The organism is Planctomycetota bacterium (genome assembly GCA_016872555.1).
Lineage (GTDB): Bacteria > Planctomycetota > Planctomycetia > Pirellulales > UBA1268 > F1-20-MAGs016.
Genome location: VGZO01000012.1, coordinates 1 through 26,302 on the forward strand (window position 1 = coordinate 1; position 26,302 = coordinate 26,302).

Genomic DNA, 26,302 nt, shown 5'->3' on the forward strand with positions numbered 1-26,302 from the left:
GATCGTCTCGCCGCGCGCGGCGGCGAGGTCGAACGCTTCAAGCGCCACGCCGTATTCGTCGCGGATCGCGAGCGCCGGCCTCGGCCCGGCCGGGGCGGGTGCCGGGGCGGGGAGCGGCGCGGCGGCCACGGGCCCCGGCGGCGTGACAGGCGCGGGGAGCGCGCCCGGGGGGCCGGCAGCGACCACGACGGTGAAAAACGGCTGCCGGTCGCGCGGGCCGTCGCGGCTGGTGAAGAACCGGTTCGGGAACGGTCGCGCGACGAAGCGCTCGCCGTCGCGCTCGTATTCGCTCCCCACGTCGTCGACGACGAGAAAGCCCCGGCCGCGACCCGCGGCGCGGGCCTCGATCACGGCCGGCGCCACCGGGATCACCTGCCACCCGTCGGCATCGGGGGGCGTGGCGTCGCCGAACCCCCACACGCTGCCGCGCCGGCCCAGCGACACGGCCGTCACGTCGGGCCCGTCGCCCCCCCACCGGGCCGTGCCCGTCCGCGCCCAGGCGAACGAGGCCGCCCCGTCGGCGCGCGCGTAGCCGGTGCCGGTGCCCTCGGCCCACTCGTCGACGACCGTCGACACCGTGACGCGCGACAGCGGCGTCGGCGTCTGGAGGTGGAGGTGGAGCGTCGCCGCGACGACGCGCTTGCCGACGAGCCGCGCCGGGTCGACGTCGAGGAGCGTCACCTCCTGGACCCCCTTGAGTTTGAGCTTCGGGGCGGCGCCGTTGTTTCCCTCGACCTCGGTTGGATAGGCCGACAGCCAGGTGTCGCGGACGACCGGGAGCCGCAGCGCCTCGTCCGCGGTCGCGCGCGGCCCGGGAAGCAGGAGTGCGAGCAGCACCATGGCGATGCGCGGCAGCGGGGGGCGTTCGGACTGCCCGGTCGGTTCCATGCGATCCTCCCTCCGCCGGGTTCCGCGCGGTCGCACGGCGGCCACGGACTTGTGTACCCTCTGGTCTCTGCCCCGCCGAGTGCCACCCCGATGAGCGCCACCGTTTCCGCCGTTTCCCCGCCGCCCGGTCGCCGCGGCTGGCACGAGGATTCGGCCGCGATCCTCGTCGGCGCGGCACTCGTCGGCCTGGCGCTGGCGGTCGGCTGGGCGTTTCGGCCGACGGCCGACGCGGGAAGCCGGGAGCGATACCCCAAAGGCTGGCCGAGCGCGCTAGCGAGCACGATCAACAAGCCCCAAACCTGGAACGCATCCCCGGCCGAGGCGCTCGCCGATCGCAAGGGGAAGCCGGTCGGCGCCGCGATCCTCCTCGGCCTGGGATGGGTGGTGGCGGTGAGCGCCGCCGGGGCGGTGCTCCGCGGGCACACCGTGGCGCGCGTGATTCCCGGTGCGGCGGTGCTGGGGCTCCTCGGAGCACTGGCCTACCTGCTGGCCGCGCAGAAGGTGATCCATTACTACAACCTCGAGTATCCGCTCTGGGCACTGGTGGTGGGGCTCGTCATCGGCAACACCGTCGGCGTGCCGGCGTGGCTCGCGCCGGCGCTGCAGGGGGAATACCTGATCAAGACGGGCCTGGTCCTGTTCGGCGCCGAGGTGCTGTGCAGCCGGCTCCTCGAGCTCGGCCTTCCCGGCCTGCTCACCAGCTGGGTCGTGACGCCGATCGTGCTGGTGGCCACCTACCTGTTCGGCGTCCACGCCCTGCGGATCCCGTCGCGGTCGCTGTGCATGGTGATCTCCGCCGACATGTCGGTGTGCGGCGTGTCGGCGGCGATCGCCACCGGGGCCGCCTGCCGCGCCAAGAAGGAGGAGCTGTCGCTGGCGATCGGCCTGTCGCTGGCGTTCACCGCCGTGATGATGGTGGCGATGCCACCGTTCATCCGTCTGGCGGGGATCGACCCGATCGTCGGCGGCGCCTGGCTGGGGGGGACGATCGACGCCACCGGCGCCGTCGCCGCCGCCGGCGAGATCCTCGGCCGCGACCTCGGCGACAAGCGCCCCGCCGAGGTGGCGACGACGGTGAAGATGATCCAGAACTCGATGATCGGCCTGATCGCCTTCGCCGTCGCCGTCTACTGGTCGGGCTGGGTCGAGCGCGGGACGGCACCGGTGGAGCGGTCGCTGGCCGCCGAGGCCTGGCTGCGGTTCCCGAAGTTCATCCTCGGATTCGTCGGGACGTCGATCCTCTGCTCCGCGCTGTTCACCACGTCGCCGGAGACGGCGCTGCTCGTCGACGGGGCGATCGCCGGGTTCACCGGCCCGCTGCGCGGATGGCTGTTCTGCGTGGGCTTCGTCTGCATGGGGTTGCAGACGGTGTTCCGCGAGTTGGCGCCGGTGTTGGTCAGCGGCCGGCCGCTCCTCCTCTACGTCCTCGGGCAGGGGCTCAATCTCGCCCTCTCGCTTTCGATGGCGACGCTGACGTTCGGCTGGCTGTTCCGTCAGGGGGCGGGGCCATGACGCCACGGCTCGGCGGAACCCTGCGGCTGGCCACGGCGGCGCTGGCGGTGGCGGCGATCTGGCTCGGCCTTCTTCCGGCGGTCGGAAGGTGGCCGCCGGTGGCCCGGCACGTGCGCCGGATGGAGGAGGGGGGCGTCAACCCGGCGGCGATGGTGTACAGCGAGCTCGACCGACTGCCGCTGCGGCCCCGGTGGGCCGCCGAGGAGCTCACCCTGTGGCGCGTGGCACGGGACGGCGGGGAGAACCGCTAGCATGGGCACGCTCCTGGCCTGGATCCGGCTGCTGCGCCTGCCCAACCACGCCACGGCCGTCGCCGACGTGCTCGCCGGCTGGCTCGTCGTCGCCCGCCCGAGGGAGCTCGGGTGGCCGCCCGTGGCCGCCTGGATGGCGATCGGGGCCGGGCTGTGCCTGTACGCCGCCGGGATGGTCCTCAACGACGTCTGCGACGTCGATCTGGATCGCCGTGAGCGCCCCGAGCGGCCGCTCCCGTCGGGGCGGATCGCGGTCGGCACCGCGGCGCTGGTCGGGCAGGGATTGCTCGCGCTGGGCGGCCTCCTCGGTGCCGCCACCGCCTGGGTCACCGGTCATCCCGCCGTGGTCCTGGTCACCGCAACGCTGACCGCGGCGGTTTGGCTCTACGACCGCCACGCGAAGGCGACGCCGTGGGGGCCGACGGCGATGGGACTGTGCCGGTCGCTCGCCTGGCTCGTCGGCATGACCGTGGCCGGCGGGCCGACGGAGGCCTCCCAGTGGCTGATCCCGGCGGGGATGGGGCTGTACGTCGGCGGCATCACCCTCTACGCCCGCGACGAGGCGGGACGCAGCCGGGCCCCCACGCTGCTGGCAGGCGCGGTGGCGATGGCGGCGGGGCTGGCGCTCGTCGCTGCCCAATCGGTGTGGACGGTCCGTTCCGGGGAGGCCGCGCCATTCCTCGCGGCCCGCGCGCCGGGGAACTGGGCCGCCGTGTGGGCGGTGCTGATCACGCTGCTCAGCGTGCGCAACGTGCTGCCATTGATCGATCCGTCGCCCGGTCGCGTCCAGGCGACCGTCGGCAATTGCATCATGGCGATCATCACGATCGACGCGATCGTCGCGATGACGACGTGTGGCGAATCGTGGGGGATCGCGGTGCTGATGCTGCTGGTGCCGTTCCTCGTCGGCCGTGCCCTGGTGCCCCCCAGTTGACGCGCCATGGTTCCCGGCTACGGCACCAACTCGATCGGCGACATCCCCGCGCTCGCGGCCGTGCCGATGCTCCGTGACCTCGGCTACCGGTCGCTGGCGATCACGCTCGACCATGGCTGCCTCGATCCGTTCGCGGATGACCTGGCGGCCGAGGTCGAGCGCTGGCGCGGCGTGCTCCGCGCGGCGGGGATGGCCTGCGTCGTCGAGACCGGAGCCCGCCATCTCCTCGACCCCACGGTCAAGCACGAGCCGACGCTCGTTTCGGCCGACCCGGCCGCCCGCGCGCGGCGCGTCGACTTCCTCCACCGTGCGATCGACGTCGCCGCGGCGCTCGGCGCCGGTTGCGTGTCGGGTTGGGCCGGCGTCGTCCGCGACGCCGCCCCCGGGGCGGTCGTCTGGGATCGCCTCGTCGCGGCGCTCGGCGGCGTCCTCGACCATGCCGCCAGGCGCGGGGTCGCCTTCGCCTTCGAACCGGAGCCGGGGATGTTCGTCGACACGCTCGACCGCTACGGCGAATTGCTCGACCGGCTCGGCAGCCCCGCGGGGCTGCGCCTGTGCCTCGACACCGGGCATCTGGAATGCCTCGGGGAATGGCCGACGGCCGACCGGGTCGCCCCGTGGGTCGGGCGCGTCGCCACCGTCCACGTCGACGATTCGCTGCCGTGCATCCACGAGCATCTCCCGCTCGGCTCGGGAACGGTCGACTTCACGGCGCTGTTCGGCTGCCTCGCGGCCGGCGGCTATGGCGGGGGATTGCACGTCGAGTTGCCGCGCCAGCGCCACCGCTGGGTCGAGGAGGCCCGGCGCACGGCGGCATTTCTCGCCCCGTGGTCGTGAGCGGCACCGGCAGCGCGTAGACTGCGTTGCTCCCCCGGAGGCCAGCCCGTCGCCATGTCCGCCGCCCCCCACGTCCTCGTCCTCTCCGTACCCGGCCTCCGCCCCGAGGACCTGCCGCGGATGCCGGCGCTGGCAACGCTCGGCGCCTCGGGCTCGATCGCGCCGCTCGCCCCCGGTTTTCCGGCCGTCACCTGCCCGGTGCAGGCGACGCTGACCACCGGGGTCGGACCGGTCGGGCACGGAATCGTCGCCAACGGTCTGTGGGACCGGAGCCGGCGCCATCTCGAGATGTGGATCAGCCCCGATTCTGTCCACCGATCGCCGCGGATCTGGGACCGGCTCGCGCAGGCGCGCCCCGGAGTCCGGACCGCCGCCTGGTTCCTCCTCCAGAGCAAGCACGCCACGGCCGACCTCGTCTGCCTGCCGGCGCCGCGCCACAACGCCGACGGCACCGAGACGATGTGGTGCCACACCAATCCCGCCGATCTCTACGCGTCGCTCCGCGAAACGCTCGGCGACTTTCCGCTCCACCGCTTCTGGGGGCCGCTGGCCGGCATCGACTCGACGCGGTGGATCGTCGATTCCTTCCTCCGTGCCGCCGCCGGGGCGCCGCCCCATCTCGCGGTCGTCTACCTGCCCCACCTCGACTACGCCGCGCAGCGTTCCGGTCCCGACAGCCCGCCGGCGCTGGCGGCCTGCGCCGAGCTCGACGCCGAGATCGCCCGGCTCGTCGAGGGGTTCGCCGCCCTGGTCGATCCGACGCCCCCCACGGTGCTCGTCGCCGGCGAGTACCGGATCCGTCCGGTGAGCCGGGCCGTCTGCCCCAATCGCATCCTCCGCGAGGCGGGTCTGCTGGCCGTCGCGGCGACTCCCCATGGGGAGTTGATCGACTTCGAGCGCAGCGCCGCCTGGTGCCTCGCCGACCACCAGATCGGCCACGTCTACCTCCAGCTCGGGCTGCCGCGCGAGAAACGCGACGCGCTGGTCGGCCGGATCGGCGAGCTGTTTTCCGGGCGGCCGGGGATCGGCCGCGTGATCACCGGCCGCGGGCTCGTCGAGGCCGGGCTGTCGGCGACACCGGTGCCGGCGCTGGCCAGCCGGTGCGGCGACGTCGTCCTCGAATCGTCGCTCGACGCCTGGCTCGCCTATCCCTGGTGGTCCGACGACGCGCGGGCGCCGTCGTTTGCCCGCTCGATCGACATCCACCGCAAGCCGGGGTACGACCCGCTCGAGCTGTTCGTCGACCGCTCGTCGCCTCCGCCGCCGGGACTGCCGTTCGCGATCCCTCTCGACACCCGGCTGCTCGCCGGCTCGCACGGCGCGGTCGATCCCGCAGCGCCCCACGAGACGATCGTCGTCTGCTCGCAGCCGGGGGTCGTCGGCGCGGAACCGTTGGCGGCGACCGACCTGGCGACGGTGGTCCTGAAGCTGTTCGGCGCCGGCTGAGCGACCGGGCGGCTCAGGTCCAATCCGGCGGCGGCTCGACGGCGTCGGCGCTGCGCCTGCCGGCATCGGTCCGTCCCGAGCCGGCCAGCCGGCTGGTCGCCTGCACGGTCAGGTCGCCGTCGCAGGTGATCTGGCAGGAAAGCCTCAGGCCCGGCGTGCCGGCGAGCCCCTTGGCGGCGAGCACGTCGCGTTCCGCCTTCGTCATCCGGGCCGGTTCACCCGCCGTGAACGTCACCCGGCAGGTGGTGCAGCGGGCGATGCCGCCGCAGGCGTGAAGCTGGTCGATCGCGCACTCGTCCTCCAGCGCGTTGACCAGCCGCTTCCCCTCCGGCACCGTGAACGTGCCCACCCCCTCGACCGTCAGCCGTGGCATCGTCGTGCTCCGCGTGGGGGCGCCCGGTGACGCCGATCCGATCCGATTCCCGCCCGGCGCGGCGCTACTTGCGCGGCGCCTTGTCGTCGAGATGCGCGGCCAGGTCGTCGGCCGACACCGTGCTCGGCACGCCGTCGAGCGGCACGTCGAGGCCGGCCGTCCACACCAGCGCGTTGAGCATCAGGCGGCGGAAGTCGTCGTCGGCCCAGTTGCGGTGGAAGTGGGCACCGGTGCAGCCGAACCCACGGCCACCGCCGGGGCGGTCGTAGGCCCAGGCGAGGACCTCGCGCGATCCTTTGCCGGCGCGGACGACGGGGTTGTTGCTGTGGGGCCCGTCGGGGCGCTCCCGCGTCGCGTCAGGGGGCACGGCGGAGAGGATCGGCACGAGCCCGTCGGCCGGTTCCTTGAAGCGCATGTGGTAGTACCACTCGTCGTTGGTCGTGAACGGCTTGACGCCGCGGGTGATCGGATGGTCCTTGGCCAATTCGGTCGCCGCCAGCGTCCAGTGCGGATTGACCGACCAGTGGGGTTCGAAGTAGCCCCCCATCCAGTTGAGGAACTCCGGGCCCCCCTTCTCCTTGGGCACCTCGACGGCATAGTGGAGGCAGGCGACCCCGACGCCGCGCTTCGCCAGGGCGTCGATCTGACCGAGGTGGTTGCTCTGCAGCACCGGATGGCCACCGCCGCCGTCGGCGAAGAACAAGATCGCGTCGGCGTTGTCGAACGCGGTCGGGTCGGTCGGCCAGCCGTCGGTGTGGGTCACCGTCACCAGCCGCTGCCCCGAGGCATCGAGGCACTTCTCGAGGAGCCGGGTGCCGGCGCGGAACTCGTGCTCCCCGGGGCCATGGCTGGCGCGGCCGGCGACCAGGACGATCTTCTTGCGGCCGTCGGCGAGCCGCGTGCGCTTGAGGTGGATGTCCTTGAACTCGACCTTCATCGGCGGCCCCGCATGGAGCTGGAGGGCGAGGATCCCCTCGGTCGCGCGTTTGTCGGTCTGCTCGTCGATCGTCTCCGACATCAGCGTGTCGTTGATGAAGTGGGAGAGCTTCGCGCCCTGGGCGACGATCCGGTAGTCGTTCCAGTCCCCCTGCTTGATGACCTTCTGGAGCTCCTCCTTGGAGCCGATCGACTCGGTTTTCTTCGTGCCGTCGGCGGCGATCGTGACGCGCTGGCCGCGCTCGGCGAGGATCCCCCGGCCACGTTCCTCGTAGAGGATGCCGGAATAGTTCGTACCGGCCTCGATGTCTCCCTGGTAGCCGCCGACGACCGAGTCGCCGAGATCCTTGCTGCGGTACTGGATGCCGCTGTTGCCACCGGTGAGCCGGTACCGGAGCCGGAGCTCGAAATCGTCGAGCGTTCCCTGCCTCCAGATCAGGAACGTGTTGCCCTTGGTCGGCTTCTCGGCGGTCGTCTGGCCGACGATCGCGCCGTCGGCGACCGACCAAAACTCCCCCTTGCCCTCCCAGCCGTCGAGCGACGTGCCGTTGAAGATCGGCACGAAGCCGTCGGCTTCGGCGGCGCCCGCCACGGAGCCGTGGCCTGCGACCGGGCCGTAGGCGAGAAGCGCGACCAACCAGACCAATCGACGACGGGCTGTCACCACGGCACACGCCTCCGCGCGGAAGGATCGCGGGGGGATCGACCGTCGCCGCCCCCGCGGCCGGAGTATGACACGCGGTGCCGCCGGGATTCCAGACGCGGCCCGGTGGGCGTGGCGGCGGCGACGCGACGGCGCGATCAGCGGCCGCCGGGGCCGGCGAGGCTCGTGGCGTCGAACGACTCGCGGTCGAGGCCCATCATGTCGAGGAACCGATCGAGGCCGACGACCCTGATCCCCAGCCGCCGGGCTTCGGCGAGCTGCTTTTCGCGCCGCTTCTCGTCGGCCGCGCGCCACCCCGAGGCCTTGTCGAGCCCCGCCGCCGCGATCCGCGGCAGGCCGCCGTCGACCACCATGTCGGTGGCCGGGCTCACCACAGGCTCGACGGTGCCGCCGTTGCGTTGCACAAGCCGCGTGAGCGTGTCCTGATCCTGGCCGGCGTCGGCGTCGACCTGCATGAAGCCGACGAACACCGTCTCCAGGGCCCGCCCCGGCGCCCACAGGCTGGTGGCGATGCCGTCACCGGCGAGGAGCGGATCGCGCGTCGCCTGCTTGCGGATCCGCGCCCGGGCGAGCGACGGTCCCTCGATGTCGATCACCTCGATCACCCCTTTGCGGGATCCGATCGGGGGCTGCGGATCGGAGGGATCGAAGACGTTCATCACCAGCCCCCGGGGCAGCGAAGCCGTCGAACCGACGTCGATCAGCACCGAGCGGTCGAACTCGTTGACGGAGACGATCCGGCCGTCGAAGCCGTCGATCCGGTCGTCTTTCGGCGTCGCGGCGAGGACCTGGTCCTGGAGGGCCCGGTCGGCGACGCGGAGGTCGGCGAGGACCTCGTTCTGCCGGGCCAGCGACCGCTCCCGGTCGCGCAGCTCCTCGAACACCGTCGTCATCCGCTCCTCGGGCGGCTGGGCCTGGAATCGCGTCTGCCGCTCCGGCGCGAGGTAGTCGCGGGCTTTGGCGATCTCCTCGACGACGAGGTTGAAGCGGTCGGCGGCGGCGTTGGCCTTTTTGAGGTCGTCCTCGAGGCGCTTGACGAGCTGCTCGTACTCGGCGCGGTTGTCGTTGAACGCTTTCCGCTCCGCCTCGGCGTCGGCCTGCTGCTTGGCGAGAAGCCGCTCGAGCTCGTCCTGCCGGTTCCGCGAGTCGGTGAGGGCCTTGTCCTTGCCCTGCTCCATCGACGCCTTCTCGGCGTTGAGGTTCTTGAGCGCCTCGTCCTTGCTCTTCACCGCGGTCATCAGCCAGTCGGTGAGGCGCGTGTAGGCCTTGGCGTCGTCGCGGTAGTCGCCGAAGCGCTTCTCGAACGCCTCGGTGGTCTCGGTCTCGATGTCGGCCACCGCCTTGTCGTCCGGGTAGCCGAGGATCTGCAGCAGTTTCGAGCGGTCGTCGACCGCCTTGCGCATCTCGGTCTGTGCCTTCGCGGCGTCGGCCTGCGCCGTCTGTGCGGCGTTGGAGGCGTCGGTGCCGCGGCGGTAGAGGAGGTAGGAGGTGATCGCGAGCACGAACGTGAGCATCACGAACGTGATCAGCGCGATCGTCAGCGACTGCGAGACCGAATTGCGGTTGGCGGCCATCTCGGACGGATCCCCCGTTGCCATGCGTCCCTGCAGGCCGGCGCCTCCCGCACGGGGTGGCCGGGCCGGTTCCCGACCCGCCGGGCCGGGGAACCACCGGGAGGTCCATCGTCGGCCGCGTCAGGTGATGTTTACAGCCTGACTGATCGTGACGGCTGTGTCGAACGGGCGGTTCGTGCCGTCCGCCGGGAGGCCGGCGTCGGCCCATCCGACCGTGGTCCCCGCGTGGGCAGCGGTGCGCCCCAGGAGCGCGACCGCCGTGGCCCGGACGAGCCCGGGCCCCTCGTGGAGCGGCACACCGGACCGGATCGCCCCGACGAGCGTGCCGATCGACGCCCGGTAGCGGCTGCCGTCGCTGCCGCACGGGCCGAACGACAGCGTCGCTCCGCGGGACGGGTGCCGGGTGACGACGCCGGCCCGCAGGTCGGCCGTGCCGCCGCTGCCGTGGACGGTCTCCTCGGCGAGGCCTTCCCCGGTTCCGTTCCGGAGGCAGAGGACATGGAGCCCGACTCCCGAGGCGAAGTGGTAGCGGATCGACAAGCCGTCGGTGACGTCGCCGATCGACCGGCGGTCGCGGCGCCCAGGAAGGACGCGGCCGGTCGCGGAAACGGGGACTGCATCGCCGAGGGCCCACAGCGCCTTGTCGATCGCGTGCACCTGCCGCTCGAGGAGCGGCCCGCCGCCGAGATCGGCGAACGAAATCCAGTTGCGCTGCCGCCATTCGGCGCCGCTCATTCCCGGCCGGTGCGGCACCCGCCACGGCAGGCCGGCCTCCGTCGCCATGAGCAGCGCGCGCGGCCGGCCGATCGCTCCGGCCCGGATCTGGCCGATCACCGCCGCCGTCGCGTCGTCGTGGCGGAAGGCGAGCCCGGAGCCGACCGCCAGCCGGCGGTGCCGCGCCACTGCCAGGGCGCGGGCCGCGCGGAGGCAGCCGCCGGCATCGATCGCCAGCGGGGCTTCGCAGAAGACATGGCAACCGGCCGCCACCGCGGCTTCGAGTTCGCCCGGCCGCCCGGCGGGAGGAGTGGCGAGAATCACCAGATCGGCACCGGCGGCGAGCACGCCGGCGCAGGCCTCGGCGCCGACGAACCGCAGGGGAGCGGGGTGAGGGCCCCCGGGCCGGTCCGCCGTCGCGCGGCCGACGGCCTCGACCGCCGCGGCCGCCTGGTCGGCAAACAGGTCCCCGACGGCCACGATCCTCACCGACGGGTCGGCATCCAGCGCGAGAACGGTCGCGCCGATCCCGCGGCCACCGCACCCCACGAGCCCGACTCGGAGCGTGGCATCGCCGGTGGGAAACCATCCCCCGCGGGGCGCGGCCGCGGCGGGAGCCGCGCCGGCAGCGAGCGGGCCGACCGTGGCACCCGAGACGATGCCGCCACCGACGTGGATGAACCGGCGACGCGACGATGAGCGGGGCAGGGGGGGCATGGGGTGGCTCCTCGGGTTTTTCGGCCGCCGCCGGCCGACAGCGGCACTGTACCAGCCCTCCGGCGACCGCGCCGCCGCTCACCGCCAGCGGGCGGCGAATCTCGCGAGCGGTTCCTCGAGCGCCTCGGGAGTGGCTCCGAAGGCGGCCTCGAAGTCGGCGCGCCGTTGCCCGGGGGAGTCGTCGGCCAGCGGTGGTTTCGCGGCGAGGATCCCGATATAGCGCACGAATTCCGCCTTGCGCGTCTGCACGAGCATCGCCGTCAGCGCCCAGCTGGCGGCGTAGGCGTCGAGCGCCGTGTCGGGGTCGCGAAACGGCGCGTCGTCGGCGATCAGCGCCCCGAGCCGCGGCGCGCGCCCGGCGGCGACGATCCGGTCGGCGCGCGGGCGGTTGACGCCACCGATGCCGCGCCAGCCGCGCCCCGAGGCGAGGTCGGGGGTTTCGAAGTAGGTGGCGATCCCCTCGCTGACCCACAGCGGGACCGGCGCCAGCCGGCGGTGGAGACCGGCGTTGAAGGCCATCTGGTGGGTGGCCTCGTGGACGAGCGTGCTCACCAGGCCGCCGGCCTCGGGGCTGGCGAGGATCTCGAGCCCCGCGCGGCCGGGGCTGCCCCCACGCCCCCCCGGACCGTCGCGGCCGGTGAGGTCGTAGGTCGTGACGCGGTTGGAGAGCAGGTTGTAGTAGCCCACGACGCGGTCGGCGGCGGCGCCGAGATCGCCGGCGGCGAACGCCTCGTAGCGCTCGCGGTCGGCGAACACCACGACCACCAGCGGACGCTCGGTACCGGGCAGGTCGAGCCCGGCGTGGCGCCAGAAGTTGACGAACGCCTCGTGGAGCCGCTCGAACAGGCCGGCACACCACTGCGCGTACCCGCGCGAGGTGTCGTAGCAGACGACGTAGTGCTTCGTGATCACGACGTCGAACCCTGCCGGCAACTCGGCGAGAACGCGCCGGGCGACGTCGCGGGCCGCCAGGGGAGGTTCGGCCGCGAGATCCTCGCGGGCGACGATCGTCACCGGGTCGAGCAACTCGAGGCGACCATCGGCCGACTCGACGAGTGCGCCCCCGTCGAGCGCCTCACGGACGACGAGCCCTTCGACGACCCGCGATCCCGCCGTGCCGCTGACCGTGAACCGCCGTGTCACGGCGACGACCGGTTCTCCCGACGCCGGCGCGCCATCCTCCGCATGGCAGGCGGTCGCGCATCCAGCGGCGACCACGGCCATCACCAGCCGCACCAGCCGGCGAAGGTTCCCCAAGTCGCCGGACCGCTCAGCCTGACCAAGGTGCCCCCCGCTGACGCGGCGGATCGGTCGGGGTGGGCAGGAGGGGGACTGATCTGGTTCCACGCACCGGTCCACTGTAGGGTTCCCGCGCTTCACGGTCGGGCATGGTCGCTCCCGCTGCCGAAGTGCGGGTGCGACCGGCTCCCGCGCCATCGTGTTCCATCGGTGTCATTGTTCGCCCATGACGACTCCACCGCCAACCGACCGCACCGTCCCCCGCGCCCCCCCCGCCGCGCGCCGGTGGGCGCTGGTGCTCGGTTTCGTGGCCGTTTTCGCTTCCGCGGTCGGCTGCTCCGGCAACCGCTCGGGGGGGCCGTCGTGGCCCTGGCGCGACCGCGAGAAGGAACGCCGTCTCGCCGAGAAATACGGCACGACCGCCAAGCAGCGGATCGAGACGCTCCATGCCGACGCGAAACAGGCCCAGGCCGCCGGGGCGGAACGGCAGATCGCCTTCACCGAGTCGCTGGCACGGCGGATCCTCGAGGAGCACGACCCGCGCGTCCGCTGCGAGATCGTGGCGACCGCCGGTTCGTTCGACACCCCGGCGGCGGCGGCCATCTGCCGCGGGGCGCTGCAGGACCCCGAGCCGCGGGTGCGGAGCCAGGCCTGCGACACCTGGCGGGAGCGCGGCGGGCCTGATGCGGTGGCGCTGCTCACCGCCCGCTACCGCGCCGACACCGATCTCGACGTCCGGCTCCGCGCGCTGCGGATGCTCGGTGAACTGAAGGACAAGGGGGCGATCCCGACGCTTGCCGAGGCCCTCGAGAATCCCGATCCTGCCGTCCAGTACCGGGCCGTCGCCGCCCTCAAGCAGGTCAGCGGCCGCGACCTCGGCAACGACGTGAACGCCTGGCGCGAGTGGGCCACCGACCCGGAAGCCCAGCGATCCGAGGTCACACTCGCCGAACGGCTGCGCGTGCTTTTCTGAATATCGCGCCCGCGGGGCCATCCATGGCCCCCGCGGGCTTACGCAGGCGGAGGGAACGCCAAGGGTTCCCTCGCCTGCGGCGGTCGCACCTCCGGGCGACCGTGGCCGCCGCCAGTGGCGGCGGCGGGGGCGCGCTGGGTGAACAACGACCGGCGTGGAGGGGCTGCCCATGCCCCGGGAGCCGGCGTTCAGGCGACGAGCGGAGCCATGGATGGCGAAGCGAAGTCGTCTGCGAGCGAGCGGAGGCATTGCCGAGGGAGCCAGGCTTCGCCTGGCGACCGCAAGCCTGAGCCGACGCCGGGACGGCGGCGACGGCTCTTCAGTTGATTCCCTCGAGCCCGCAGGGGCAGTGCTTGCGGACGACTGACCGCGACCGGAATCGCCTGCCGAGCCGTCTGTGCGCGGTTGGCAAGCTGGCGAAGCTGAGTCGAGAACCGGCTTCCTGACAACGATCCATGACAGCGGCGGGCCGATATCGCCAGCACCGAATCATCCGTCCCTGGGCCACGTGGCCGGAAACCCCGAGACACTCGTGTCGCGCTGCCGTCGTTTCCCTCGCCACCCGGTTTTCGCCGCGGTCGGTTGTCGTCTCCAGCGGTCGCTCCGCCGACACTGGCTGTTCGTGGCGCTGGCAATGGCCCTGGTGGTGATCACCAGCGCCTGGGCCGCGCCCCCCGGCAGTCGCGGAGCCGGCCGCCGGCTGTTCGAGGCGTTTGCCCGAAAGCCGGAAGACACGCCCCCGCAGCGCTTCATTCCCGCTCCGACCCCGCCGCCCCTCCCGGCCGATGTCAGCCCTGCCGCCTCGCGCCCGTCGCAGCCCCCGCCGCCCCCTCCGGTACCGCCGCTGCCGACCACCTGGGACGAGGCGCGGACGCTGCTGACGGGTCTCCAGGAGTCGGCGCTGCGGGTGGCGATCGCCGCCGTCGATCCCGACGCCGCCGCTGCCCGTCCGACGGTCGTCGCCAAGCCCTTCGCGCCCGCGGCGCGGCCTCCAACTCCCCCGGGCTCGTCGTCCGCCGCCGCCCCGCGCTTCAACCCCGCCGGCACCGCCGCCGCGCCTCCGGCCACGCAGCGGATGGCACGGCTCCGTGGCCGGATCGCCGAGACGCTCGCCACCTACCAACGCCGCCCGCTCAACACCGCGGTCCACACGCCATGGGAGGTGATGCACGGCTTCATCGCCTTCGGGATCCCGACGAAGGTCCGGGTCGGTGGCCCCGGGGGCGATCTGGTCAACGCCATCGGCTGGATGAACATGGGGGGCAGATGCCGCGGCCAGGTGATGCTCGGCACCGACGGTGAGCGCCTCGTGGCGATGCGCGGCATCGGCGTCCAGGGGCACGCCGCGCAGTACCTCGCGATCCTCGCCCAGTGTCGCGTCGCCCTCAATTCGCCGATCAACCTCCAGACGCGCTCGTTCACCGTCGCCGACCTGGTCGCCGAGGAGCAGCAGGCGTGTCGGTCGGGCACGGAGCTCACCTTCACGCTCATCGGGCTGGCCCACTACCTCCCCAGCGATGCGACATGGGTGGCGCGCGACGGCAGCGAGTGGTCGCTCGAACGGCTCGTCGCCGAGGAGATCGAGCAGCCGATCCGCGGCGCCCCCTGCGGTGGCACGCACCGGCTGTTCGGCCTGTCGTACGCCTGCCAGCGACGGCTGCGCGCCGCCGGCACGCTCGACGGCCACTACCGCCGCGCCGACCGGTTCGTCCGCGACTACCAGGACTTCACGCTCGGCAAACTGCAGAACCGCGACGGGTCGTTCAGCACCGAGTGGTTCAAGTACCCGGCCGACCGCGAGGACGACATCGATCGCAAGGTGCAGACGACCGGCCACATCCTCGAGTGGCTCGTCGGTTCGGTCGACCAGGAGCGGCTCTACGAACCGCGGATCGTGGCCGCCACCGAGTTTCTCGCCACCGCCCTCCTGCGCGAACCGTCCCGGGACTGGAAGATCGGACCGCTCGGCCACGCCCTCCACGCGCTGACGATCTACCAGGAGCGGGCGTGGGGCACGGTCCTGCCCGGGGGCATCGCCGCCTACCACGGCGCGATGAAGGCGACCGAGCCGGCTGCCACCGCGGCCGACCCCGCCCGCCGGCCGACCGTCCGCTGAGCGTCCGCTGAGCGTCGCTTGAACGGCGGCGGCATGCTCCGTAGGCTTCCCCAGCGGTTCCGCATGGAGCGGCAGCCGCGGGAAGGCCGCGCCATGGTGCCCGCAGCCCGCACTCCCCAATGGGAGCAGTTCCTCGAGCAGGCGGTGCGCCTCTGCGCCTCGTCGGGATCCGACGCGGTTCTCGTGCTCGCCGAGGAGCGGCTCGACTGGCAGGAGATGCGCGACATCGCCTCCGGGACGGCGATCCTCGTCGCCGCGGACAACGAAGCCCATCTCGCCGGTGCGGCCGAGGGGGGGCTGGCGAAGGTCCTCCTCGACGTCGCCGGCCTGCCCGTCCAGGAGCGGCTCGCGCAGGCGTTGCTCGAATGTGTCGCCGCCGAGTTGATCCCGCCGCAGGCCCAGGTGGTGGCGATCTACAGCGGCTTCGAGGCGGGCACGATCGATTCGGTGAGCGTCCTCAAGCTCGAGGAGCACCTCGGCCAGCTCACCAGCCGTGACCTGCGGAACCTCGAGACCAAGGTGCCCCTGGAGACGCTCAAGCTCGTCGTCGACCTGGCCGTCGAGATCGGCCGCGAGGGGCGCGAGGGGAAGCCGGTCGGCACGCTGTTCGTGGTCGGCGACACGCGCAAGGTGCTCCAGACCAGCCATGCCACCGGCTTCGATCCCGTCCGCGGCTACGCGCGCGGGGAGCGCAACCTCTCCGATCCGCGCGTCCGTGAGGGGCTCAAGGAGATCGCCCAGCTCGACGGCGCCTTCGTCGTCGGCCCCGACGGCACGGTCGAGGCGGCGGCGCGCTACATCGACGCGTCCGCGGAGAACGTCTCGGTCGCCAAGGGGCTCGGCGCCCGCCACTGGGCGGCGGCGGCGATCACGCGGCGCACGCGCTCGGTGGCGGTCGCGGTCAGCGAGACCAACGGCACCGTGCGGCTGTTCCACAACGGCGAGGTCGTCCTCCGCATCGAGCCCTTCCGCCGGGCGATGAAGTGGAAGGACTTCGAGTACGAGCCCCCGGCGACGCCCGACTGAGTCCGGGCGTAACTTTTCAGTCGGCGAGCCTGACCTCCGCGCCGCCGCGCTCCGCCGATTCGACGCAGGCCATCATCACCCGCTGGATCGCCAGTGACATCGCCGGCCAGCGGGGGTCGGGGATGCCGCCGAGGACGAGGCTCGAGAAGGTGCGGAACAGGTTCGTCTCCTGCGCCGCGGGGTGGGAGCTGGCGTACTCGGCGACCGCGACCCGGCGGTCGTGGCGCTCCATGTCGAAGCGGCAGACGTCGTTCACGAACGCCGGCTGCGAGACGGTGAACTCCAGCTCGTTGCCGACGTGCGGAAGGACGAAGTCGTCGAGCCGGACGCTTCCCCGCGACCCGCCGACCGACACGAGCTGCTGGTTGGCCATCCGGAACGACGTGAAAAACGACGCCGACACCCCGGCGTTGTCGTCGAACAGCAGTTCGCCGGAGAACTCCACCGGCACCGGCGCCCCGCCACGGGCCGCGCTCCCCGACCGGAGCATCCGCCCGGTGACCCGGGTGGGGAGACGGTGGTGCATCACCCAGAGGATCATCCCGATCGTGTACCAGCCGAGGTCGCCAAGGCAGCCGAGCGGCTCCAGTTCGGCGTCCATGCGGATGTTGGCCGCCGCGAAATCGTCCGGGGCGTTGAAGGTGAATTGGCTGACGATCCGGCGGATCTCGCCGACGGTCGTCGGATCGTCGAGGATCGCGCGCAGCGGCTCGAGGCGCTTGCTGTGCATCCACATCACCCCGTCCATGAATTGGACGTCGGCGGCGGCACAGGCGGCGATGATGCTCTCGAGCTCCGCGACGCTCGCCGCACACGGCTTCTCGCAGACGACGTGCTTGCCCGCCTTCGCGGCCTCGACCGCCCACTGCCAGCGCAGTCCGGTCGGGAGCGGGATGTAGATCGCGTCGACGTCCTCGCAGGCGAGCAGCTCCTCGTAGGACCCCAGGGCGCGGGGGGCGGGGTCGAGCGGCACGTCGGCCTGGCAGCCGGCGATGAATGCCCGGGAGCGGTCGCGGTCGCGACTGGCGACGGCGACGAGGCGCGAGTTGCCGGCGTTGCGGATCGCCAGCCAGTTCTTCCGGGCGATCCCCGCGGTTCCCATGATGCCGTAGCGGCAGACGGTCGGTGGCATGAGGCATGGCTCCTAGTGTGGCGCGGGGTTGTACCACACCCGCCGCGCCGGCGCAGAGGGGCGCACGGCGGCTATCATCGCGGGCATGGCCGTCACCGCCGCCACCACCGACCCCGATCTGACCGGCCGCACGGTGTGGGTGGTCGACACGCTGTCGCGCGTCTACCAGCGGTTCCACGCGGTGCCGGAGATGACCAGCCCCTCCGGGATGCCGGTCAACGCCGTCCACGGCTTCGCCGAGGACCTGCTCGGGATCCTCCGCAAGCGACAGCCCGACTATTTGCTCTGCGCACTCGACGCCCCCGGGCCGACGTTTCGCCACGAGAAGCATGCCGACTACAAGGGGACACGCGCCGAGATGCCGGCCGATCTCGTTCCCCAGATCGCGTTGGTCCGGCAGCTGTGCGCGACGATGGGTATTCCCTGCCTCGAGGTTCCCGGCTTCGAGGCCGACGACATCCTCGCCACCCTCGCCGCCCGGGTCACCGCGCGCGGCGGCAGCGTCGTCCTCGCCACGTCGGACAAGGACGCGCGGCAGCTGCTCTCCGACCGGGTCCGCCTCCTCAACCTCCGCACCGACACGTTGATGGGGCCCGCGGAGTTGCAGGCGGAGTGGGGCGTGCGTCCCGATCAGGTGGTCGACTGGCTGTCGCTTGTCGGCGACACCGCCGACAACGTTCCCGGCGTCCCGCTGATCGGTCCGAAGGCGGCGACCGAACTGCTCTCCACGTTCGGCGATCTCGACACGCTCCTGGCGCGGCACGGCGAGGTCAAGGGAGCGAAGAAGCAGGAGAGCCTGCGGACCCACGGCGACACGGCCCGGGCCGCGCGCGAGCTGATCCGCCTCCATGCCGACGTGCCCGTGGAGATCCCCTGGGACGACGCCCGCGCGCACCCACCCGACTCGGCCCGGCTCGGCGAGTTCTTCGAGTCGCTCGGCTTCCGCCGGTTGCTCGCCAGCCTCCGGGCCCAGACGCCGCGCGAGCAGCGCCCTGCGCCGCGGGCGGGTTCGGCCGCCCTCCGGCGCGACCGGCAGGGGGAGCTGTTCGCCGCCGACGGCGATGCCGGCGATGACGCCGTCGCGGCCGAGATCCCCGGCGGCGATGCGGCGCTGGCCGCGCTCGTGCCGCGGTTGCGGCGCGGGGGCGACCTGGCGCTGGCCGCGGCGCTGCCTCTAGGGGCTGGCCGGATGGCGGCACCGCTGGGACTGGCGGTCGCCGTCGCGGGCGCGGCGGGCGTTGTCGCCTGGATCGACGGGCCGCTGCTGGCCGGCACGGGGCCCGGGCGCGGGGCCCTGGCCGACCTGCTCGCCGATCCCGCCGTCGCCAAGCAGGCCCACGATGCGAAGCGGCTGACGGTGGCCCTCGACGCGGTCGGGCTGCGGCTGGCGGGGGTCCGCTTCGACACGATGCTCGCCGGCTACCTGCTCCACGCAGGGCGCCGTGACTTCCCGCTCGAGTGGCTCGCGCGGGTGTCCGCCGGCGTCGAGGAACCGGGCGCCGAGCCGGACGCCGAGGCGGGGGTGGCGGCCGGTGCCGAGCAGCCGACCACTGCGGAGGCGGCGCTGGCGGCCTGCCGGGCGGTGCGGACGCTCGCCCCACGGTTGGCGGCGCGGCTCGACGAGGCGGAGGTGCGTCGGCTCCACGACGACGTCGAGCTCCCGCTGGCGGCGGTCCTCGCGGCGATGGAGCTCCACGGCGTGCGGATCGACACCGCGGCGCTCGACAAGCTCTCGCAACGCTACACCGCCACGCTCGCCGACCTGGAGCGACAGATCCATGCCGCCGCCGGCCGGTCGTTCGCGATCGCCTCGCCGCTCCAGGTCCGCGCGGTCCTGTTCGACGAGCTTCACCTCCCGGTGGTGAAGCGCACCAAGACCGGAGCCAGCACCGATGCCGAGGTCCTCGAGGAACTGGCCCCGCTCCATCCGCTGCCCCGATTGCTCCTCGAGCACCGCCGCTTCGCCAAGCTGAAAAGCACCTACGTCGACGCCCTGCCGCACCTGGTCGACCCGGCGACCGGCTGCGTGCACACGTCGTTCAACCAGACGATCGCCGCCACCGGGCGGTTGTCATCGAGCGACCCCAACCTGCAGAACATCCCGGTTCGGACCGTCGAGGGTCAGCAGATCCGCGCCGCTTTCCTCCCCCGTGTGCCGGGGCGGCGGTTCGTGGCCGCCGACTATTCGCAGATCGAGCTGCGGATCCTCGCCCACCTCTCCGCCGACGCGGCGATGCGTGAGGCCTTCGCGTCGGGCGACGACATCCACGCACGGACCGCCGCCGCGGTGTTCGGCGTCGCCCCCGGCGCGGTGACCGCCGAGCAGCGCCGTGCGGCCAAGGCGGTGAATTTCGGGATCCTCTACGGCCAAAGCCCGTTCGGCCTCGCCAAGTCGTTGGGGATTTCCCAGGCCGACGCCGCGACGTTCATCGCTGCCTACTTCTGCACGTTCGCCGGCGCGGCGACGTTCATCGACGACGTCCTCGACCGCTGCCGCGCCGAGGGGCGGGTGGCGACGATCCTCGGCCGCCACCGCGCCATCGCCGGCGTCCGGGAGCGGAGCCGACGGCGGACGGCCAGCGGCGCGCCGAGCCTGACGCTTCCCGAGCGGACGGCGGTCAACACCGTCGTCCAGGGCTCGGCCGCCGACCTCATCAAGGTGGCGATGCTCCGCGTCGTCCGCCGGCTCGAGACGGAGCGGCTCGAGGCGCGGCTCGTCCTCCAGATCCACGACGAGTTGCTCGTCGAGACACCCGGCGCCGAGGTGGCAGGCGTGTCGGCGCTCCTCGCCGAGGAGATGCGCGGCGCGATGACGCTCTCGGTCCCGCTGGCAGTGTCGGTGCACTCCGGCTCGACCTGGGCGGAGTGCGAGAAGGGCTGACGGGGAAGGAGGGGGCGATGGCGGTGGTGGGCCTGACGGGCCGGATCGGTGCCGGCAAGTCGACCGTGGCCGCGATCTTCGCCCGGCACGGTGCCGTGGTGATCGACGCCGACGTCCACGCCCACGCCGTCCTCGACGAACCGGAGGTCCGGCGAGCGCTGGCGACGAGGTTCGGCCCCGCCGTGATCAACGCCGACGGCAGCGTGCACCGGGCGGCCCTCGCGCGGTGCGTGTTCGGCCCCGGACCGGACCACGCCCGGGCTCTGGCGGACCTCGAGGCGCTGGTTCATCCGCGGGTGCGGAAGCGGATGGCGGCGGCGCTCGCCGCGGCCCTCGGCGGCGGCGACGCCGGATCGCCCCCGGTGGTGGTCCTCGACGTGCCGCTGCTGGCCGGCTCGGGGCTGGAGGCACGGTGCGATCTGGTGGTGGTCGTGGAGTGCGACAGCGCGGTCCGCCGGCGGCGGCTGATCGACAGGGGCCTGACCTCCTCCCAGATCACCGCCCGCGATGCGGCCGGGGAGCGGTCGGCGCGCCGAGCCGGCGAAGCGCCCTGGCCGTTGGAACGGACGCGGGTCGTGGATACCTCCGGCGAACTGCCTTATACTGCGGATCAAGTCGAGCGCATCTGGGGGGACTTGCACCGCACGGCTGCACGTCCCCCGTGCCGAGATGGCCCGTCGCCGGATACGGCTCCGTCGCCGTGATCCCGGTGCAGCGCCGCTCCCCGGCGTGCGCGGCCCCCCTCCTCGTCCCCGTTCCTCACCGGCACCCCACGCCGGCGTTCCATCCCCTCTCTCCCCTTTCGGCTGCGGACGCCGTCCGCTCCGGGATCAGGGTCCCGCCGCCCCGTTCCGAGGTGCCCCGTGGCCACCACCGACCCCGACCACGTGCCCGCCGGGCACGACGACGAGCCGATGTCGTTGGCCGAGGAGATCGCCGCCGAGGTCCGTGCGGCGGAGGCCGCCGACGGCGAGGTGTCGGTCACGGCGCATTACGAGGCGCTGAAGAAGGGCGATACGCACATCGGCGCGCTGCAGCGGATGAGCATGGCCGAGCTCGTCGACCTGGCCCGGCGCGAGCAGGTCGGCGACGTCGCCGGGGTCCCCAAGCACGAGCTCGTGTTCCGGATCCTGAAGGAGCGCGTCAAGCTCAACGGGCTGATGTTCGGAGAGGGGACGCTCGAGATCCTGCCCGACGGCTTCGGCTTCCTCCGCAGCCCCGACTACCACTACCTCTCCTGCCCCGACGATATTTACGTGTCGCCGAGCCAGATCCGCCGGTTCGGCCTCCGCAACGGGCTCAGCGTCGCCGGCCAGATCCGGCCGCCGAAGGAGAGCGAGCGCTACTTCGCCCTCCTCCGGGTCGAGGCGATCAACGGCGAGGACCCGGCGAAGCTCGCGACCCGCGTGTTTTTCGACGACCTCACCCCCCTCCATCCCGACCGTCGGATCGTGATGGAGACGACCACCGACGAGGTGGCGACCCGAGTCGTCGATCTGATCGTGCCGATCGGATTCGGGCAGCGCGGCCTGATCGTCAGCCCGCCGCGCGCGGGGAAGACGATCCTCCTCCAGAAGATGGCCAAGGCGGTCCTCGCCAACTATCCCGACGCGTCCGTGTTCATGCTCCTCATCGACGAACGCCCCGAGGAGGTCACCGACATGGAGCGGCAGGTGGAGGGGCCGTCCTGCGAGGTGATCAGTTCGACGTTCGACGAGAACGCCGCCCGCCATATCCAGGTCGCGGAGATGGTGATCGAGAAGGCCAAACGCCTCGTGGAGTACGGTCGCGATGTGGTGATCTTCCTCGACTCGATCACGCGCCTCGCGCGGGCGTGGAACTCGGAGGTCCCCAACTCCGGAAAGATCCTCTCCGGCGGCGTCGACGCCAACGCCCTCCAGCGGCCGAAGCGGTTTTTCGGCAGCGCCCGCAAGGTCGAGGAGGGGGGCTCGCTGACGATCATCGCCACGGCGCTGGTCGACACCGGCAGCCGAATGGACGAGGTGATCTTCGAGGAGTTCAAGGGCACTGGCAACCAGGAGATCGTCCTCGACCGTCGTCTGGTCGACAAACGGATCTGGCCGGCGATCGACATTGCCCGCTCGGGCACGCGGCGCGAGGAGATGTTGCTGGCCCCGGACGAATACCGGCGGATCTGTGTGCTCCGCCGCGTTCTCGGCGAGATGAACCCGACCGACGCGATGGAGCTGCTCGTCAACCGGCTGGCGAAGACGAAGTCCAACGCCGAGTTTCTCCAGGGGCTGAAGTCGTGACGTATCGCGCATCGACGACGGAGGTGACCCCATGACCACCCGTCGGGAGCCGGCGACGGCGGTGGAACGGCCCGTGCTGCCGGCCGGCGCGGCGTGCCTCGAGGGAGGCGATCGGCTCCCTGCCGGCGCGCGGATCGCCGTCGTCGTGTCGCGTTACAACGACGCCGTCACCCACGGGCTCCTCGCTGGCGCCGTCTCCACGTTGGGGAAGGCGGGGCTCGCCCCCGACCGCCTCACCGTCGCCTGGGTGCCGGGGGCGTTCGAGCTGCCGCTGGCCGCCGATCGGCTCGCCGCCACCGGCCGCTTCGCCGCGGTCATCTGCCTGGGTGCGATCATCCGTGGCGAGACCTCTCACGACCAGCACATCGCATCCGCCGTGGCCCGTGGCATCGAAGAGGCGGCACGGGCGCGGGGGGTGCCGATCGTGTTCGGCGTCCTGACCTGCAACGACCTCGATCAGGCGTTCGCCCGCGCCGGCGCGGGGAATGGCGGGGGCAACAAGGGCACCGAGGCGGCCGTCGCGGCGGTGGAGATGGTCGCGCTCCTGGCCCGGTTCGATTCCCGGGAGGGCTGAGATGGCGTCGCCGAACCGCCGCCGGGCCCGCGAAGTCGCCCTCCAGGCGCTGTACCTGCGCGACCTCAATCCCGAGCAGGAGCCGGAGCTGGTGGCCGGCTTCCTCCGTGGCAGGCTCCGCGCCCCCGGGCTGGTGGATTTCGCGCAGCGGCTCGTCGACGGCGTCACCGCGCGGCGCGACGAGATCGACCGAACGCTCGAGGCCGCTGCCGAGCGCTGGCGCGTGGCGCGGATGGCGGCCACCGATCGCGCGATCCTCCGCATCGCCGTCCATGAAATGCTCCACAGCGACATCCCCGGGCCGGTGGCGGTCGACGAGGCGATCGAACTGGCCCGGCGTTACGGGTCGGTCGATTCGCCCCGGTTCGTGGCCGGGGTCCTGGGGCGCGTGCTCGCCGACCGCAGTGGCGCGCCGGCACCCGCCTGAGCCGTGCACGCCGCCGGCCGCCTTGCCCGTGGCGTGATCCGGGTCCTTCCGTCGGAGTCCGTCGATGGCGATATTCGGGTTCGGTCGTGGCAAGGAGCAGCCGGAGGGAGAGCCCGCGCCGCGGGGAGGGATCCTCGACCGGCTCCGGGCCGGGTTGGCGAAGACGAAACAGATCCTCGCCACCGACGTCCGCGACCTCTTCAAGCGCGAGGGGCGGCTCGTCGACGACGAGTTTCTCGAGGAGCTGCGCGGGGCGCTGGTCAAGACCGACATGGGGCCGGCGGCCGCGGCGGCGATCGTCGCCGACGTCCGTGAGCGGCAGAAGGCGCGGGTCGTCGATCCCGACGCGGTCGTCGACTCGATCCGTCGCCAGCTCCTCGGGCGCCTCCACGCCACCGCGGCGCCGCTGGCCACGGCGGCCACCGGCCCGACGGTGATCCTCGTCACCGGCGTCAACGGCTCGGGCAAGACGACGTCGATCGCCAAGCTCACGCGGCTCTTCACGCGCGACGGCCGGAAGGTCGTGCTCGGTGCGGGGGACACGTTCCGGGCGGCTGCCGTCGAGCAGCTCGCGACCTGGGCCGGGCGGCTCGGCGCCGAAATCGTCCGCGGCCCGGCGGGCAGCGATCCGGCGAGCGTTGCCCACCGGGCGGTGGCGCGCACCCTGGAGAGCGCGGCGGATGTCTGCATCATCGACACTGCCGGCCGGCTCCAGACGCAGTCGCACCTGATGCAGGAGCTGACCAAGATCCGCCGCGTCGTCACCAAGCTCGTCCCTGACGCGCCGCACGAGGTGCTCCTGGTGATCGACGCCACCGCCGGGCAGAACGCACTCTCGCAGGCCAAGGGGTTCCGGGAGGCGGCGGGCTGCACCGGGATCGTCCTCTCCAAGCTCGACGGGTCGGCCCGCGGCGGAGTGATCGTGCCGGTCACGGAGCAGTTCGGGCTCCCTGTGAAACTGGTGGGTTTGGGGGAGGGGGCCGACGACCTCGAACCGTTCGACCCGGAGCGGTTCGTGACGGCGCTGCTCGAAGGGACGCTCGCTGATCGCGCCTGACTCGGCGTGACCGGCACAGGTTCGCGCGCCGCCTTCCGGTCAGGGAAACCCTGCCGTGGCATCCGTGATTGCCGGTCTTTCCTCCGGTGATCGTCCGATCGATTGCAGTGGGGAGTCGCCACAGGCGGCGGACCGGGGCCAGGCGGCCCGGTTCTCGGCGACGGCCCGAGCAGGTCGGCCCGACGGCCGTCCTGCCGTGGTTCCGCAGTGGACGCGGAGCCTGGATTCACTTCTTCAGGGATGGAGCCTGTCTACCCATGCGATGCCAAGTGTTCCGTCTGCCGCGTCTGGTCGCGGCGGGCATCCTCTCGGCCGGCCTGGCCGCCGGCGTGGCACCCGGCCAGGGGGTCGTGCCGGTCGTCCCCAACGTGCCCCAGGAGGAGGCCTACGAGCTCCGCGGCCTGCCGCCGCAGGAGGCCGCCCAGGAAGCGGGCGAGGAGGGGCCCAACCGGTACCTCGAGTTCGAGCCGCTCGCGAGCCGTGGCCTGAAGACATACGGCTGGATCGACGCCGGGATCGGCGCCAACAACTGGGGCGCCCCCTGGAACGGGCCGATCACGTTCAACGACCGCAATTGGCAGGGCCAGGTCAACCAGCTGTACCTCGTCAACGAGAAGCTCCTCGATCTCGAAGACGGCGGCTTCGACTGGGGTGGGCGCGTCGATCTGCTGTACGGCACCGACTACATCTACACCACCGCCCGTGGCCTCGACGCCAACCTGCTCAACCAGCCGATCGCGGCCTCGCCGTCGTGGGGCAACCGCTATTACGGCCTCGCCCTGCCGCAGATGTACGGTGAGCTCGGCTACGGCAACAACGCCGTCAAGTTCGGGCACTTCTACACGATCATCGGGTACGAGGTCGTCCCGGCGATCGGCAACTTCTTCTACACGCACGCCTACACGATGCAGTACGGCGAGCCGTTCACCCACACCGGCATCCTCGACACCTGGACGCCCAACGACCAGACGACGGTCTATGCCGGTATCACCAACGGCTGGGACAATTACAGCGACCCGATCAACATCGTCGGGATCGCCAACCCGGGCTATCCGGGCGCCAACAGCAACGCGGCGTTCCTCGGCGGCGTGTCGTTCAAGGATCCCGACGAGACCCAGACGCTGACGATTACCACATCGAGCGGCAACGAGCCCGCATCGCTGCTCTCACCCGCGCCGATCGGCAATCGCTCGATCCTCAGCACGGTCTACGTCAACGAATTGTCGGACAAGGTGACGTACGTGTTCCAGAACGACAACGGCTGGCAGTTCAGCGCCGTCGGCGTGCCGTCGGTGCTCGGGCAGCAGGCCAATCTGGCGCAGTGGTACGGCATCAACCAGTACCTGTTCTACAACATCAGCGACACCCTCGTGGCCGGCACCAGGCTCGAGTGGTTCCGCGACAACAACGGCTACCGTGTCGTGTCGGGGCTCCGCAACGCCCTGTTCGGGGTGCCGCAGGGTCCGGGCAACTGGAACGGCGGATTCCAGGGCAACTTCTGGCAGGCCACCTTCGGGCTCAACTGGAAGCCGAACCGCAACTTCATCATGCGGCCGGAGCTGCGCTACGACTGGTACTCGCCTGACCACGGCAAGGGCCCGCTTCCCTTCGGACGCAACTTCAACGAGTACGGCCAGCTCTACGGCGGCTGTGACGCGATCTGGCAGTTTTGACTTTCGCGCCCGCCATCCATGGCCCCCGCGGGCTTACGCAGGCCAGGGACACGGGAAGTGTCCCTGGCCTGCGGCGGTCGCACCT

General features: G+C 72.2%; 21 protein-coding genes and 1 pseudogene. 15 read left to right on the forward strand and 7 right to left on the reverse strand.

What is annotated here, in order from left to right:
• Nucleotides 1-72: 72 nt before the first annotated feature.
• Nucleotides 73-156, reverse strand: a pseudogene (locus FJ309_05850) (acetyl-CoA carboxylase biotin carboxyl carrier protein subunit).
• 822 nt (nt 157-978) lie between these two features.
• On the opposite strand from FJ309_05850, the gene FJ309_05855 reads away from it, so the two are divergent.
• From FJ309_05855 to FJ309_05875, 5 genes are read left to right on the forward strand one after another with little or no spacing between them, the layout of a single operon-like run.
• Nucleotides 979-2,400, forward strand: coding sequence for a putative sulfate exporter family transporter (locus FJ309_05855; protein ID MBM3954125.1), 1,422 nt, complete (start codon nt 979-981; stop codon nt 2,398-2,400).
• Nucleotides 2,397-2,651 (forward strand): hypothetical protein, encoded by a 255-nt coding sequence (locus FJ309_05860; GenBank protein MBM3954126.1) that lies wholly within the window; start codon nt 2,397-2,399, stop codon nt 2,649-2,651. The genes FJ309_05855 and FJ309_05860 overlap by 4 nt, the downstream gene beginning before the upstream one ends.
• 1 nt (nt 2,652) lies before the next feature.
• A complete protein-coding gene (locus FJ309_05865; GenBank protein MBM3954127.1) occupies nt 2,653-3,585 on the forward strand; it encodes a hypothetical protein in 933 nt (310 codons plus the stop codon).
• A gap of 6 nt (nt 3,586-3,591) precedes the next feature.
• Entirely contained in the window at nt 3,592-4,422 is an 831-nt protein-coding gene (locus FJ309_05870) for a sugar phosphate isomerase/epimerase (protein MBM3954128.1), read from the forward strand.
• A gap of 54 nt (nt 4,423-4,476) precedes the next feature.
• On the forward strand, nt 4,477-5,868 hold the full coding sequence (locus tag FJ309_05875; GenBank protein ID MBM3954129.1) for an alkaline phosphatase family protein: 1,392 nt from the start codon (nt 4,477-4,479) through the stop codon (nt 5,866-5,868).
• A gap of 13 nt (nt 5,869-5,881) precedes the next feature.
• Here the strand turns inward: FJ309_05875 and FJ309_05880 are convergent, their stop codons facing one another.
• The 5 genes from FJ309_05880 to FJ309_05900 all read right to left on the reverse strand — a co-directional run bounded on the left by FJ309_05880 (nt 5,882) and on the right by FJ309_05900 (nt 12,283).
• Nucleotides 5,882-6,241, reverse strand: coding sequence for a (2Fe-2S)-binding protein (locus tag FJ309_05880; protein MBM3954130.1), 360 nt, complete (start codon nt 6,239-6,241; stop codon nt 5,882-5,884).
• A gap of 64 nt (nt 6,242-6,305) precedes the next feature.
• Nucleotides 6,306-7,841 (reverse strand): DUF1080 domain-containing protein, encoded by a 1,536-nt coding sequence (locus FJ309_05885; protein ID MBM3954131.1) that lies wholly within the window; start codon nt 7,839-7,841, stop codon nt 6,306-6,308.
• Nucleotides 7,842-7,978: 137 nt separating this feature from the next.
• The gene (locus tag FJ309_05890; GenBank protein MBM3954132.1) at nt 7,979-9,415 is read right to left on the reverse strand and encodes a hypothetical protein; all 1,437 of its coding nucleotides are present in this window, start codon (nt 9,413-9,415) and stop codon (nt 7,979-7,981) included.
• A gap of 120 nt (nt 9,416-9,535) precedes the next feature.
• Nucleotides 9,536-10,846: a Gfo/Idh/MocA family oxidoreductase gene (locus FJ309_05895; GenBank protein MBM3954133.1), complete on the reverse strand. Its 1,311-nt coding sequence runs from the start codon at nt 10,844-10,846 to the stop codon at nt 9,536-9,538.
• 78 nt (nt 10,847-10,924) lie between these two features.
• Nucleotides 10,925-12,283 (reverse strand): DUF1570 domain-containing protein, encoded by a 1,359-nt coding sequence (locus FJ309_05900; GenBank protein ID MBM3954134.1) that lies wholly within the window; start codon nt 12,281-12,283, stop codon nt 10,925-10,927.
• 28 nt (nt 12,284-12,311) lie between these two features.
• Between FJ309_05900 and FJ309_05905 the strand changes: the two genes are divergently transcribed.
• From FJ309_05905 to FJ309_05915, 3 genes are all read left to right on the forward strand, one after another.
• Complete coding sequence (locus FJ309_05905; protein ID MBM3954135.1) at nt 12,312-13,058, forward strand: hypothetical protein; 747 nt, start codon at nt 12,312-12,314, stop codon at nt 13,056-13,058.
• 622 nt (nt 13,059-13,680) lie between these two features.
• Nucleotides 13,681-15,174 (forward strand): hypothetical protein, encoded by a 1,494-nt coding sequence (locus FJ309_05910; GenBank protein ID MBM3954136.1) that lies wholly within the window; start codon nt 13,681-13,683, stop codon nt 15,172-15,174.
• A 93-nt stretch (nt 15,175-15,267) separates the two neighbouring features.
• Complete coding sequence (locus FJ309_05915) at nt 15,268-16,200, forward strand: hypothetical protein (protein MBM3954137.1); 933 nt, start codon at nt 15,268-15,270, stop codon at nt 16,198-16,200.
• A gap of 16 nt (nt 16,201-16,216) precedes the next feature.
• Here FJ309_05915 and FJ309_05920 read toward each other — a convergent pair whose 3' ends face one another.
• Entirely contained in the window at nt 16,217-17,332 is a 1,116-nt protein-coding gene (locus tag FJ309_05920; protein MBM3954138.1) for a Gfo/Idh/MocA family oxidoreductase, read from the reverse strand.
• Nucleotides 17,333-17,417: 85 nt separating this feature from the next.
• Between FJ309_05920 and polA the strand changes: the two genes are divergently transcribed.
• The 7 genes from polA to FJ309_05955 all read left to right on the forward strand — a co-directional run bounded on the left by polA (nt 17,418) and on the right by FJ309_05955 (nt 26,217).
• Nucleotides 17,418-20,213, forward strand: a complete 2,796-nt coding sequence (gene polA, locus FJ309_05925; protein MBM3954139.1) for a DNA polymerase I — start codon at nt 17,418-17,420, stop codon at nt 20,211-20,213.
• Nucleotides 20,214-20,230: 17 nt separating this feature from the next.
• Nucleotides 20,231-20,917: a dephospho-CoA kinase gene (gene coaE / locus FJ309_05930; GenBank protein MBM3954140.1), complete on the forward strand. Its 687-nt coding sequence runs from the start codon at nt 20,231-20,233 to the stop codon at nt 20,915-20,917.
• Nucleotides 20,918-21,127: 210 nt separating this feature from the next.
• Entirely contained in the window at nt 21,128-22,486 is a 1,359-nt protein-coding gene (gene rho / locus FJ309_05935; protein ID MBM3954141.1) for a transcription termination factor Rho, read from the forward strand.
• A 31-nt stretch (nt 22,487-22,517) separates the two neighbouring features.
• Nucleotides 22,518-23,060: a 6,7-dimethyl-8-ribityllumazine synthase gene (locus FJ309_05940; protein MBM3954142.1), complete on the forward strand. Its 543-nt coding sequence runs from the start codon at nt 22,518-22,520 to the stop codon at nt 23,058-23,060.
• Nucleotide 23,061: 1 nt separating this feature from the next.
• On the forward strand, nt 23,062-23,487 hold the full coding sequence (nusB, locus tag FJ309_05945) for a transcription antitermination factor NusB (GenBank protein ID MBM3954143.1): 426 nt from the start codon (nt 23,062-23,064) through the stop codon (nt 23,485-23,487).
• Between the two features lie 64 nt (nt 23,488-23,551).
• Entirely contained in the window at nt 23,552-24,544 is a 993-nt protein-coding gene (gene ftsY, locus FJ309_05950) for a signal recognition particle-docking protein FtsY (protein MBM3954144.1), read from the forward strand.
• A 257-nt stretch (nt 24,545-24,801) separates the two neighbouring features.
• The gene (locus tag FJ309_05955) at nt 24,802-26,217 is read left to right on the forward strand and encodes a porin (protein ID MBM3954145.1); all 1,416 of its coding nucleotides are present in this window, start codon (nt 24,802-24,804) and stop codon (nt 26,215-26,217) included.
• Nucleotides 26,218-26,302: the final 85 nt, after the last annotated feature.